Source organism: Streptomyces sp. Ag109_O5-1, assembly GCF_003814875.1.
Classification (GTDB): Bacteria; Actinomycetota; Actinomycetes; order Streptomycetales; family Streptomycetaceae; genus Streptomyces; species Streptomyces sasae.
In genome coordinates, this window is record NZ_RKQF01000001.1 from 8,182,621 (window position 1) to 8,195,546 (window position 12,926).

The window sequence follows — 12,926 nt, forward strand, 5'->3', positions numbered from 1 at the left end:
CCTACGGGCACCGCCTGTGAGTCACGTGTTACCGGACCGTGGTTTCCCGGAGTTCCGCGGCCGGAGGGGTACGGCGACGGTGGCCGTCCCCCCGTCGTCGTCGCTGACGGTGACCACCGGCCGGTGCCCGCCGGGCCTCCGGTACAGGTGCTCGGCACGGCAGACGGAGCCGCGGACCCTGCCCTGTGTCGGGCGGGTGCCGTCCTTCCAGTCGACGACGCAGGTGTGGGTGTCGGAGCGGCCCGGGTCGGTGAAGCGGACGGTGAGGGTCACCAGCCGGTCGCCGTGGCCGTGCGCGTCGGTGATGACCGGCGGGGCGTTGGAGACGGTCACGGTCGTGGTGTCGGTGCTGCGGCCGCCGGTCAGGGTGAGGGTGAAGGTGCCGTTGTCGGTGCAGGTGACGGTGGTGGCGGCCGATCCGGGGTCCGCGACCGTGCAGGGGGCACCCGCGGGGAGGGTCCACTTGCCGGGACCGGCCCCCGACACCGTGCCGGCGAGCGCAATCGCGCCCCCTTCCGTCCCGCTGACGTCCGGCCCCGCGTGCACGACGGTCACCGGATCGATACTCGTCAGCGTCGGTACGACCGGCTTGATCAGCCCGTTCGCGTCGAACTCCAGCTTGTCGATGGTGGTTTCGCGGTGGGTGCCGTCGCCGCCGGGGATGGCGAACCGGTGGTAGGCGATGTACCAGTCGTCGGTGTTCGGGACATGTACGACGCTGTGGTGGCCGGTGCCCCTGATGCCCAGGGAGAGGTCCTTGGAGAGGATCACGCCCCGCTTGGTCCAGGGGCCGCTGGGGGAGGGGCCGGTGGCGTAGGCGACGCGGTAGTTCTCGTCGCGGGTGTCGTTCTCGGACCACATGAAGTAGTAGACGCCGTTGCGCTTGATGACGAACGAGCCCTCGTTGTACCCGCTCGGCGTGATGTCCTGGACCTTCGAGGTGTCGATGGACGTCATGTCGGCGTTCAGCGGGACCACATAGGCACGGCCGTTGCCGAAGTAGAGGTACGACTGCCCGTCGTCGTCCGTGAAGACGGCCGGGTCGATCATCTGGCCGCTGAAGTCACCGGACTTGAGGAGCGGTTTGCCGAGGGCGTCCTTGAAGGGCCCGGTCGGCGAGTCGGAGACCGCCACCCCGATGTTCGCGTCGGCGCAGAAGTAGAAGTAGTACTTGCCGTCCTTCTCGGCGACCGTCGGCGCCCAGGCCCTGCTGTCCGCCCAGCTGATGTCCGGGCCCAGGTCGAGGATGACGCCGTGGTCCGTCCAGTGGACGAGGTCGGTGGAGGAGTACGCCTTGAACTGGGTGCCGCTCCAGCCGTCGTAGCCGTCGGAGGTCGGGTAGATGTAGAAGGTGTCGCCGAAGCGGACGATGTTCGGGTCGGCGTTGAGCCCCGGCAGTACCGGGCTCTTCATGATGAGGGCCGAGACCGTCCAGGTGCGCTGCTTGCCGTCGGAGCCCGTCACCTCGTAGGTCACCGGCTTGCTGAAGTCCTGCACGCTCCCTGAGGCCGGGCTGATCGCGGCGCCGTGGGCGAGGGTGAACTTTGGGGCGAGGGCGGTGAGATCGGTGCCCTCGGTCATCGGCAGCGTGATCCTGCTGTCCGCGTCGTCGACGATGGCATCGACCTTCAGACCGGTCTGGGCCGCCTTGGCGATTCCGGCCGTGTTGCCGCTGAGCTCCATCACCTCGGCGGCCGACAGGGCCCGGTCGTAGATGCGGAAGTCGTCGACCTCACCGCCGAAGTAGGGGTCGGCCGAGTACAGGGAGCGGCCGATGTAGCCGGTGTAGTCCTTGCTCGCGTCGTACAGCTCGGACGGCTTGATGGTGGTCGTCGTACGGGCGACCTGGATGCCGTCGACGTAGAGGACCATCGTGCCGGTCGGGCCGTCGAGGGTGACGGTGACGTGCCGCCACTGGCCGGGCGTGAGCTGCGTGCCGGCCGTCAGCTTGGACTCCGCCGACCAACTCGCCTTGGTGATGGCCGAGTAGAGGCTGGAACCGCCGTTGGACGGGGTGGCGAAGAGGTACTTGTCGCTGTCGGGACCCAGCCCGAACAGCCACTGGAAGCTGTCGCCGCCCTTCCACTTGGCGTACGTCGACACGGTCATGCTGTCGGCGTTCTTCAGCACCCCGTTCGGGATCTTCACATACGGCGAACTCGTCGCGTCTCCCGACATCTTGAAGGAGCCGCCCTTCACCCCCGTACCGAAGGCGGGCGTGCGGACGTACGTGCCGTGATAGCCGTGCCCGCTGCTGTCCACGGCGATATTGCCACCGCTCTCGTCGAAGTCGTAGTGCAGCAACAGGTCGGCCGGGACGTCGGGCCCCTCCTCCGACACGGTGACCTCGGCCTGGACCGGGATCGCGGTGCCGTCCGGGAGGCTGCCGGTGACGGTGAAGGTGCCGGGCTGCGCGTAGGCGGAGGCCGGGACGTCGTCCCAGGTGACGGCCACGGGCCGGTCGACGCCGTCGGCGTAGGAGGCGATGACGGTGGCGGGGAGGACCGGGGCCTGCCCTGTCCGCGTCTTCACCTTCACGCTCTCGACACTTTCCACCAACTGGTCGGGCTGGTAGGCGCGGAGGAGCCGGTCGTACTCGGCCTGGGTGACCGGGAGCACGGTGCCGTGGCGGGGTTTGGCCGGGAGGTCGTAGTCGGTGACCGGCGTCCAGACGCCGGAGTCGAGGTCGTCGGTCTCGAAGGGGATGTAGCCGCGCCCCCCGAACTCATCAAGGAACGCGTACCACTTGTCCTCCGTGTTCGACTTGAAGACCAACGGCCCCTCGGCCGCGCTCATCGCGCCCTTGCCGATGCCCTCCGCGACCGACGTCCAGTCGGTGGAGAGGATCGAGTCGCTCTTCTCCTCGAAGATGAACTTGCTGTTGGGAGTGGAGGAGGTGTTGTTCCGTTCGTCCTTGGAGAGGCGGTAGTAGGTCCCGTCCTTCTGGATCATCGTGGAGTCGATGATCGACCAGCCGCGGTCGACCCACACCTTGGGCTCGCTGAAGGTGTAGAAGTCGCGGGTGGTGGCGTACATCATGCGGTTGTACGTGTCGCCGGAGTGAGCCGCGTTGTCGTACAGCTTCGACGCCCAGAAGACGACGTACTCACCGAGCTTCGCGTCGTAGAACGCCTCGGGCGCCCAGGTGTTGCCGGCGCTGTCCGGGGCGACCTTGACCAGTCGCTGGTTCGTCCAGTGGACGAGGTCGGTGGACTCCCAGACCATGATGGACTTGCTGCCGGTGCGCTGGGCGGCGTCCCAGTCGCCGTTGCCGTAGATCCTGAGGTCGGTGGCGATCTGGTAGAACTTGTCGCCCTCGGGGGAGCGGATGATGAACGGGTCGCGCAGGCCCTTCTCGCCGAGGGTGGAGGTCAGGACGGGCTTGCCGTCGTTCAACTCCCGCCAGTTCAGCGGGTCGTTCCCCTTGCTGAGGGCGGCGTAGAGCTGCTCGCCGTCGGCGGTGCCCTCGCCGGTGAAGTAGCTGAACATGTAGCCCTTGAGGGCTTCCCTGGCGGGGAGTTCGGGGACGCGTGCGGTGAAGGTGCGGGTGCTGTGCGCGTCGCCCTTGGTGACCGTCGCGGTCAGGTCGACGGTCGTTGCTCCTTCGCCGTGCGCGGGACGGTGGACCGTGCCGTCGGCGGAGACGACGTCCGGATCGGCGGAGGACCAGGTGACGGCCGTGCCATAGGCGCCGGTGTCGGGCAGGGTGAGGTTGCCGCGGACGTCGTCGACGTTGTGGACGGTGAGGGCGTCGGCGGCCTGCTCGGTGGCGGTGGCGTCGTCGAAGTCGGCGCGGACGGTGATGTCGAAGGTCCTGGTGTCGGTGACCGTACCCTTGGTGAGGGTCGCGGTGAGCGTGGCACGGGCGTCGGGGGAGCCGGCGGCGGGCCGGGTCACCTTGCCCGAGTCCGAGACGACATCAGGGTTGTCGCTGGACCAGCTGATGGCCGAACCGCCCGCCGTACCGGTCTTCGGCAGGTCCAGGTCGGCGGTCACGGCACCGGTGTCGCCGAGGCTCAGGGCCGCCTTGTCGTCGGCGACGCCCTGGGCGTCGACGGGCAGGGCGAGTTGCTCCACCTCGGAGCCGTCCAGGGCGCGGTCGTATACGCGGAAGTCGCGGATGCGGCCCTTGAAGAGCTTGTCGCCGGAGTAGACGGACCTGCCGATGTAGTTGGCGACGGTGCTGCCGGACCCGATGGCGCCGGGCGTGATGGTGACGGAGGTGTTGCGGCCGACCTCGACGCCGTCCTCGTAGAGCACGCCCGTGGTGCCGGTCTGGGTGTAGGCGATGTGCTTCCACACCGACCGGGTGAGGTTGTGGGAGTCGGACGGCCTGGTCGTCTGCTCGGTGGACCAGTTGCCGGTGGCGAGGGAGGTGCGGAAGGAGTTGCCGGTGGTGAAGAGATAGCCGTTGCCACTGCTGCCGCTGGAGTTGCCGAAGCCGTAGAGGAAGTACGGGGTGGACTGGGCGGAGTCGATCCGCACGTCCAGGGACACCGTGATGGCGTCCATGCCCTTCATGACGTCGTCCGGGACCTTGACGTAGGTGTCGGAGCCGTCGAAGCCGAGGCCCTGGCCGGCGGCCGACCAGTCGGCGGTGCCGTTGAGGGTGCCGTCGCGGCCGTTGCCGGAGGCGTCGGGGACGGTGGTGCCCGTGCCGGCGTCCAGGGGGTACCAGAGGGCGAGGCCGTCGGTGGGGGCGGTGGCTTCGGCGGCCTGTGCCGCGGCCACCGCGGGGAGGGCCGGTCCGGCGAGGGCGAGGAGCGTCGACGCGGCGGCCAGTGCGGCGAGATGACCCGCCCGGCGTCTCGCGCGGCCACGGGGTCGTGCGGTGTGCGTCATGACGGCTCCCTGCCAAGTCCCTTGTCGTTACATGGAGATGACGTCGCGTTGCGAGAGTGTCAAACGCTGTACATCTGCCCGTCAAGAGCTTTCGAACGATGTCCGACTGGTCGAACGTGAAAGGCGGCCGGATTCCCCGCTCCCGGCGGTGTGTTGAGCTGGGCCGTTGCGCCGACAACCAAGCTCTGGCCATGACTTGGCCTACGGTTGCCCGGCTCGCGTCCAATCTTCAACTAAGCAGTACCCGTCCCAGGCAAAGAGGTCTACCCGCATAGAGCCCCCGGTGCTGTCATGCCCACGACTGCCCGGAAACGTGCCGGGCACCTCACCGGGAGACCCCCACATGTCCCGAATACCTCGCCCCCTCGTCACCGGCGTCTCCGCGTTCGCCCTCGCCGTCGCGGGCCTGACCATCACCACCGGCACGGCCCACGCCCAGTCGTGCAGCCAGGCCTACCTCCCGCTCCCCGACCCCAGCTGCCAGCCCGGTGACTTCAACCCCGACGTCACCCAGAGCACCATCGACTCCACCATCTGCGTCTCCGGCTGGACCGCGACCGTACGTCCGTCCAGTTCCTACACCACCGCGCTGAAGAAGAAGCAGATCGTCGAGTACGGCTACACCGACACCAGCACCTCCGACTACGAGGAGGACCACTTCGTCCCGCTGGAGCTCGGCGGCGCCCCCAAGAGCGAGCTGAACCTCTGGCCCGAACCGGAGTACGGCACCAAGACCGCCGCCAACAAGGACACCGTCGAGAACAAGCTCAAGAAGGCCGTCTGCGCAGGCACCGTCAGCCTCGCCGACGCCCAGGACGCGATCGTCACCGACTGGACGACGGCCCTGTCCGACCTCGGCCTGAGCTGACCGCACCAACTTTCCTGCCCCGCACGAGGCTTGGATCTGTCACGTGCGGGGCAGAGCCCTCCTACCGGACACCAGGTACGGGTCAGGGCTCGGCAAGAGGAGGGCGTCATGGACGGTCGGATCCGAGTACGCGTCGTTCGTCGGCCCGCTCCCCGGGGGCAGGAGATCGACCGCAGGACGCCTTCCGGGCGGATTCTGCCGTACTGAGACCGGGCAACCGGCAGGAGCAGAGGCCGCGATCGGCTGTCTCCCGGGTGGACGGTCGACGTGGTCAGTCGCGCAGGATCCCCGGTGGCCAGAGCACGGTGACCCGGCGGCCGTTGGCCCGGGCGTACTCGACGACCTCGGCCGTGCCGCCGCGTCCGCGGGCCGGGCGGCCGTCCCAGACGGCGACCAGCAGCCCGCAGTGGTCCACGACCCAGCGCCCCGCCATGTCGTACGCCGCCTCCGGCGAGGGCTCGGCCGGCAGGTCCACGCGGGTCGTGCAGCGGGCGAGCAGCCGGTGGTAGGACGCCAGCGCCGCCGCGTCCTCGAACTGGGCCTCGTAGTCCGTCCCCGGGATCACGGCGGTGACCCGGGCGCCGGCCGCCAGCGCCAGGTCCGCGCACAGCTGGTCCGCCCCCGCCGCGAGACTGGTCAGCAACTCGGCCTCACCGCCCAGCAGCCCGCGCATCCCCTCCCGCACGGCGGACCGCACGGCATCGGGAAGAACACGGTGCCCGGTGACGCCGATCCTGGTCACACCGCCGGCCAAGCCCCTGCCGGTCATGCCGCCGCCCTTCGCCGACATCGGATCGACTCCGCGCACTCTAGGACTGTCCGAGGGGCTCCTGCCAGGTGAAGGTCTGTCCTGCGCGCCATCGGCGACCGCCGGGCGGTGGACGGAAGCGGCGAGTGCTTCGAGCCGGGAGGTCGTGAGGTCGTGAGGTGCACGGCGGTCCGCTCCGGCAGACAGCCGTCCACCGGGCCCGCGCAGCGGGCGGAGGGCCGGGAGTCCGGCCCGGCGGCGGCCACGGCCGAGGGCGGCGTACCGGGCGGCGGGAGAAGCGGCGGCGGCCGCGGCACCGGGCCGGACAGGGCGGTGCCCTACGCGGCCAGCGGCCCCAGCGCCAGGGGCTCGATCCGGCCCTCCAGCATCGCGCCGATGCCCTGTACGACGCACACGTCCGGCCGCTCCGCGATGTGCACCGGCATGCCGGTGGCCTCCCGGAGCAGTTCGTCGAATCCGGGGAGCAGCGCCGAGCCGCCGACCATCATGATCCCGCGGTCGGCGAGATCGGCGACCAGGTCGGGCGGGCAGTCCCGCAGCACCTTGCCGATCCCGTCGAGCACGGCCGTCAGCGGGGTCTGGATGGCATCGCGCACCGCGGCGGTGTCGACGAGCACGCTGCGCGCGCGCCCGGTGGCCACGTCCCGCCCGTGGATCTCCGTCGACGTCGGCCCGTACGGGGTGAGCCCGTTGCCCGACAGGGCGATCTGCAACGGCCGTACCGACTGGCTCGGCAGCATCAGCTCGTGCTCGTGCCGCAGCAGCTGCACGATCGCGTGGTCCACGGCCTCGCCGCCGACGGGCAGCCGCTCGGCGCACACGATGGACCCGAGGGAGAGCACGGCGACCTGCGTGGCGGCGGCCCCGCACACCAGGATCATGGTCGCCTCGGGCCGCTCCACGGGCAGGCCGCACCCCACGGCGGCGGCGATCAGCGTGTCGACCAGCTCCACCCGCCGCGCCCCCAGCCCCACCAGCGTCTCGATGGTCGCCCGCTGGGCCAGCGGGTCGGCGTCGTGCGGGGTGCAGGCCGCGGCCCGGAGCCGGGGCTTGCGGCGCAGCATCCGGCGGGTCTTGTCACCGAGCAGATGACGCAGCATGCGCTGGGCCATCTCGATGTCGACGACGGTGCCGCCGGCGACGGGCCGCACGACACGGATGTAATCGGGTGTCCGGCCCGTCATCCTCTCCGCGAGCTCGCCGACGGCGATCAGGGCGCCGGTACGGGTGTTCATGGCGGCGACGGAGGGCTGGTCGACGACCAGCCCCATGCCCTTCACGTACACCCGGGTGCGGGCGGCCCCCAAGTCGACGGCGAAATGGCAGCGGCGCAACTGCTCCAGGCTGACGGTCACGGCGGATCCTCCCGAGTGCGCGGGCCGTGGGGCGGGCGACGAACGACGGCTTCCTTCGCATCCTCCGGGGGATCGGCTCGGCGCGCCTGCGGGAGGGGGCCGGGCGGGGTGCGGCTGAATGGGGGGTTTCGGGCACGGGAGCGTGAGAAGGCTCGGGCGCCCGTTTGTCACCGAAGGCGACGGGCCGTGTCAGGGCAAGCGCGTCACGATGCCCCGGACCACCCCCAGCTCCACCAGGTCCTGGGGCCGGATGCGCAGCTGGTCGGCGGTCGCCTCGACCTCTTCCGGGGGGCGTTTCAGGATGGCCGCGGCCAGCTCCGGGGCGATGACGGAGAAGTAGCTGTCCGGCGTGGCCCAGGTGTTGCCGGGCGCGGCCAGCGCCAGCGCACCGCCCGAACCGCCCTCGCCGATGACGAGGGTGGTGATCGGCATCCGGGCCGCCGCCACCTCCCCGAACAGCTCCGCGATCGCCGCGCCCGCGCCCTGCCGTTCCGCGTCGGCGTCATTCGCGGCGCCCGGGGTGTCGACGAGGGTCAGCACGGGGATGTCCAGCCGGTCCGCGAGCCGTATCAGACGAGCGGCGGTGCGGTACCCGGCCGGCCGGGTGGCCGCCCCGGTCTGCGCGGCGAACGCGATGGTACGGCCGTTCCGCTCGCCGAACCCGCACAGCATCCCGTCCGGATCCGCGCCGCCGCACCGGTCGCCGACGAGGGCGACCCGGCGGGTGAAGTAGGCGTCCAAGTAGGCGTGGGCGCGGGGGCGTTGCGGGGCGCGGGCGCGCCGGACGGCCTCCCAGCCGGTGGCGGGCAGCCCGGTGGTGGGCAGGCCGGTGGTGGGCAGGCCGGCGTCGGGCAGGCCGGCGTCGGGGAGTCCGGTGGCGCCGAGGGCGGCCGGCGGGTCCGCCGGGTCCGTGGCCGGTGCGGTCAGCAGCCGCAGCCACAGCCCGAGCACCGTCCTCAGCTCGGCCAGGGGCACCACGGCGTCCACCGCCCCCGCCGCCAGCTGCGCCTGAGCCGTGTACGCGGCCGGGTCGGCGTCCGGCGGGCGGACCCGGGAGCCCGCGAAGCCGACCTGGGCGCCGGGCAGCGCCAGGACCACATCGGCGCCGGCGCCCAGGGTGGCCCAGCCGCCGCCGGTCGTCGGGTCGCGCAGGACCGCGATCTGCGGCAGCCCCGCCTCCCGGGTGAGCGCCGACTGCCGTGCCACCCGCTGGAGTTGGGACAGGGCGAGCATGCCCTCCTGCATCCGGCTGCCGCCGGTCGCGACCAGCGGGACCACCGGGAGGCGGTGGGCGCGGGCATGGACGTACGCCGCCTCCAGCCGGTCCCCGGTCCGTTCGCCCAGCGAGCCGCCGAGGAACCCGAACTCGAACGCGATCAGCACGGCCGCCGTGCCCTCGACGCGTGCGGTGCCGACGACGACCGACTCCTCCTCGCCGGTGCGCTCGGCGGCGCGGGCGCGCGAGGCGTCGTAACCCTGCCAGCCGAGCGGGCCGTCGGGCCCGGACTGCCGTGCCGGGGGCGGGAGTTCGGCGAAGGTGTCCGGATCGGCGACGAGGGCGAGGATCCGGCGGGCGGAGAGCCGTTCGGGCGTCTGCTCGGGCATCTGCTCAGGCACCCAGGGCCCGCTTCATGATCTTCCCCATGTCGTTGCGGGGAAGGGCGTCCAGGTAGCGGACCACGCGTGGCCGTTTGTGCGGGGCGAGCCGGCCGGCCACATGGTCGGCCAACTCCTGCGCGGACGGCGGCGATTGCGGGTCGGCCGGGACGATCCAGGCGACGATCCGCTCGCCCAGGTCCGCGTCCGGCTCCCCGGTGACGGCGGCCTCTCGCACCCCCGGATGTTCGAGCAGCGCGTTCTCGATCTCACCGGCCCCGATCTTGTAACCCCCGCTCTTGATCAGGTCGGTGGCCTTGCGTCCGACGATCCGTACATAGCCGTCCGGCTCCCGCACGGCCATGTCGCCGGTGCGGAACCAGCCGTCGGCGGTGAAGGCGGCGACGGTGGCGTCGGGCCGGTTGAGGTACTCGGTGAACAGGTTCGGGCCGCGCACCTGGATCTCCCCGACGGTCTCCCCGTCGTACCCGGCGATCGCCGTCCCGTCCTCCTCCACCAGCCGCAGCTCCACGCCCGGCAGCGGCACACCGACGGTCCCCGCCCGTGCCTCCCCGTCCGCGCGGACGCTGGTGTTCATCAGGGTCTCCGTCATGCCGTACCGCTCGATCACCCGCCGTCCGGTCGCGGCCGCGATCCGCTCGTGGTCGTGGACGGGCAGCGCGGCGGAGCCGGAGACCAGCAGCCGGGCCCGGCCGAGCGCCTTCGCCAGTCCGGGGTCGTCCGGCAGCGCCTCGGCGATGCGGTGGTACATGGTGGGCACGCCGAACAACATGGTCGCGCCGTCGTTCAGCTCGCGGGCCACGCCGTCGGTGTCGAAACGCCCGAGGTGACGGACGCTGCCACCGCGCCGCAGCGGTCCGAGGATCCCCAGTACGAGCCCGTGCACATGGAAGAGCGGGAGGCCGTGCACGAGGGTGTCCTCCCCGGTCCACTGCCAGGCGTCGGCGAGCGCGTCCAGGGTCGCGGCGAGCGCCCGGCGCGGGATGACGGCGCCCTTGGGCGGGCCGGTGGTGCCGGAGGTGTAGACGACGAGGGCGGGGTCGGACTCGGTGGTGCGGTCCTCGGGGACCGGGCCGGAGGCGTCCACGTCGACGTCGATGCGCGGCAACGAGGCGAGGGCGGGCGGGAGTTCGGCGCCCGGAGCGGCCAGCACCGCGCTCGGCGCGCTGTCGGCGAGGATGTGCGCGAGTTCCTTGTCGCCCGACTTGGGGTTGAGCGGTACGGCCGCCTTGCCGGCGAGCAGCGTGCCGACGACGGCGACGGCGGTCTCCAGTTCCGGGGTCGCCCACACGGCGACCCGGTCGGCGTCCCCGACCCGGCCGGCCAGGGCGCCCGCCGCGGCGGCGAGTCGCCCGTACGTCAACGACCGTGGGCCGAACCGCAGGGCGACCATCCCCCAGACTCCGTCCGGGGGGACCCCCATCTCGCTGCGCTCGCCGGAGCCGTCCACCAGGGCCGGAAACAGAAGGGACACGCGACGACTCCTCACATCGGAAACACCGGTCGGAACCTCGACAGCCCCTTCCTACACCAGGAGCAGCGCTCCCAGGGCACCCCACCCGCGCCCCGGACCCGGGGTGTTGATCACGGTGACGGGAGCGGGGGCAACGACAACGGGACGCGAAGCCGGCACAGGCCGTCACGGGCGCCGCGTCCCGACGACGGTGCACAGATCGGGTGCGAGCCGCACCTCCGTCGCCCGCAGGGCGGGATGCTCCAGCCAGTGCAGCCGCGCCCGGTCCACACCTCCCGCGTGCCGGGGCGGCCACCGGTCGGAGGGCGTGAAGTCGTCGATGACGACGGTGCCGCCGGGGACCAGCAGCCGTTCGACGTCGGCGGGCACATCGCCGTCGGCCTTCCCCTGCCCGCCCCCGTCGAGCACGAGCAGGTCGTACGGCCCGTACGCCCCGACCTCCCGCCAGTCCCCGCACAGCACCCGCACGCCGGCCCGGTCCCGGAACACCTCGGCGGCGGCCCCGGCCCGCCCGGCGTCCCGCTCCACGCTGAAGAGCCGCACCCCGTCCCGGGCTCCCGACGCCAGCCAGGCCAGCCCCACCCCCAGCCCGGTCCCGGTCTCCCCGATCCGCCCCGACACCCCGACCCCGCCGGCGAGCAGCTGCAGCAACCGCCCCTGCTCGGGCCGGCAGGAGTAGGGGAAGGAGCGGTCCCGGGCGGCGCCGAGGGCACGCTCGACGAGGGAAGGCAGGCCAAAGAGGCCGGAATAGGCGTCGGTGCCGTGAAGTGTCATGGCAGAGTTTCCAGCTCTTCCCCGTCTTCTCAGCCGACCGGGACGGGTGGGCCGGTGGGAAGCACGACGTCGGCGACGACCGCGCTCACATTGTCGGCCCCGCCCGCCGAGTTGGCCTCCTCGACCAGCACCCGCACCGCGTCCCCGGGCTCGACGACATCCAGCAGCTCGCGGATCCGCTCGTCGGAGACCTCCCGGCTCAGCCCGTCCGAGCACACCAGATACCGGTCCCCGTCACGCGCCTCGTGCAACTTCAGATCCGGCGTGGCCGCCCGGTCCCCCGACAGCGCCTTCGCCAGCAGCATCCGCTGCGGATGGCTCTCGGCCTCCTCCGGCGTCAGCCGCCCCTCGTCGATCAGCGACTGCACCACACTGTGGTCGTGGGTGATCCGGAACAGCTCACCGTCCCGCAGCAGATACGCCCGCGAGTCCCCGATGTGGACGAGGGCCAGCCGGGACCCGGTCCACAGCAGCGCGGTGAGCGTCGTACCGACCTCCGCGCCTCCCTCTGCCGCCTCCCGCACGGCCTCGCTCGCCGACCGCACCGCGTCCTCCAGGAGGTTCAGCACGTTGCCCGCCGAAAGCTCCTCGTCCTCCAGGGATTTCAGCGCCTCCACGGCGGCGGCACTGGCCAGTGCCCCGGCCGGACCCCACCCGTCGGCGACCGCCAGCAGCCGGCGCCCCGCGTACGCGGTGTCCTGGTTGGACGGCCGGACAAGCCCCCGGTCCGAGCGGGCGGCATAACGCAACTCCAGCATCTTCGTCGTTTCCCTTCTCGACTCTCCCGACAGGTGGTCGACGAGGAACGCGGCCAGGTCCCGTCGTACGACGGTCTCCGCCTCGATACGGGCCCAGTACGCCCGTATCTCCCGGGCGGCCAGGCCGGCCGGCAGCCCGCACACCTCGCGGATCAGGGCCAACGGCATCCCGAGCCGCCGCAGCCAGGCGACCAGCCGGGCGCGTTCGAGCTGCTCGACGGCGTAGTAGCGGTAGCCGGTGTCCGGGTCGACCCGGGCCGGCCTCAGCAGTTCCAGCTCGTCGTACAGCCGCAGCGCCTTCGGCGACAGCCGGCAGGCCTTCGCGAAGGCGCCGATGGTCATCCACTCCATGCCGTCACCCTGCCCTGCCTCGCGTTCCTCGACGTCCACCACCGATGCTGGGGCTTCACCGAAGGTGAAGGTCAACGGGTTAGTCTGCCGAAGAATCGCAGTCACCGTCAGTCAAGGG

Annotated in this window: 8 protein-coding genes; 1 reads left to right on the top strand and 7 read right to left on the bottom strand. The window is 71.8% G+C overall.

Features of this window, described 5'->3' with window-relative positions; genetic code table 11:
- Nucleotides 1-21 precede the first annotated feature (21 nt).
- Nucleotides 22-4,842: a family 43 glycosylhydrolase gene (locus EDD90_RS37250; protein WP_260328376.1), complete on the bottom strand. Its 4,821-nt coding sequence runs from the start codon at nt 4,840-4,842 to the stop codon at nt 22-24.
- A 343-nt stretch (nt 4,843-5,185) separates the two neighbouring features.
- Between EDD90_RS37250 and EDD90_RS37255 the strand changes: the two genes are divergently transcribed.
- On the top strand, nt 5,186-5,710 hold the full coding sequence (locus EDD90_RS37255; RefSeq protein ID WP_123977340.1) for a hypothetical protein: 525 nt from the start codon (nt 5,186-5,188) through the stop codon (nt 5,708-5,710).
- A 271-nt stretch (nt 5,711-5,981) separates the two neighbouring features.
- On the opposite strand, the gene EDD90_RS37260 is transcribed toward EDD90_RS37255, so the two are convergent.
- From EDD90_RS37260 to EDD90_RS37285, 6 genes are all read right to left on the bottom strand, one after another.
- Nucleotides 5,982-6,518 carry a hypothetical protein gene (locus EDD90_RS37260; RefSeq protein ID WP_311737238.1) on the bottom strand — a complete coding sequence of 179 codons (537 nt, stop codon included), beginning with the start codon at nt 6,516-6,518 and terminating at the stop codon, nt 5,982-5,984.
- A 278-nt stretch (nt 6,519-6,796) separates the two neighbouring features.
- Nucleotides 6,797-7,834, bottom strand: a complete 1,038-nt coding sequence (locus EDD90_RS37265) for a rod shape-determining protein (RefSeq protein ID WP_123977342.1) — start codon at nt 7,832-7,834, stop codon at nt 6,797-6,799.
- A 189-nt stretch (nt 7,835-8,023) separates the two neighbouring features.
- Nucleotides 8,024-9,439, bottom strand: coding sequence for a carboxyl transferase domain-containing protein (locus tag EDD90_RS37270; protein WP_123982048.1), 1,416 nt, complete (start codon nt 9,437-9,439; stop codon nt 8,024-8,026).
- 4 nt (nt 9,440-9,443) lie between these two features.
- Complete coding sequence (locus tag EDD90_RS37275; RefSeq protein ID WP_398926690.1) at nt 9,444-10,925, bottom strand: acyl-CoA synthetase; 1,482 nt, start codon at nt 10,923-10,925, stop codon at nt 9,444-9,446.
- 165 nt (nt 10,926-11,090) lie between these two features.
- Nucleotides 11,091-11,699 carry an O-methyltransferase gene (locus tag EDD90_RS37280; RefSeq protein ID WP_123977344.1) on the bottom strand — a complete coding sequence of 203 codons (609 nt, stop codon included), beginning with the start codon at nt 11,697-11,699 and terminating at the stop codon, nt 11,091-11,093.
- A gap of 29 nt (nt 11,700-11,728) precedes the next feature.
- On the bottom strand, nt 11,729-12,808 hold the full coding sequence (locus EDD90_RS37285) for a MerR family transcriptional regulator (protein WP_123982050.1): 1,080 nt from the start codon (nt 12,806-12,808) through the stop codon (nt 11,729-11,731).
- Between the last annotated feature and the right edge of the window lie 118 nt (nt 12,809-12,926).

Bases quoted from the DNA above. Each gene is read 5' to 3' on its own strand.
- EDD90_RS37250 (WP_260328376.1), bottom strand. From the start codon at position 4,842: ATGACGCACACCGCACGACCCCGTGGCCGCGCGAGACGCCGGGCGGGT.
- EDD90_RS37255 (WP_123977340.1), top strand. From the start codon at position 5,186: ATGTCCCGAATACCTCGCCCCCTCGTCACCGGCGTCTCCGCGTTCGCC.
- EDD90_RS37270 (WP_123982048.1), bottom strand. From the start codon at position 9,439: ATGCCCGAGCAGACGCCCGAACGGCTCTCCGCCCGCCGGATCCTCGCC.
- EDD90_RS37280 (WP_123977344.1), bottom strand. From the start codon at position 11,699: ATGACACTTCACGGCACCGACGCCTATTCCGGCCTCTTTGGCCTGCCT.
- EDD90_RS37285 (WP_123982050.1), bottom strand. From the start codon at position 12,808: ATGGAGTGGATGACCATCGGCGCCTTCGCGAAGGCCTGCCGGCTGTCG.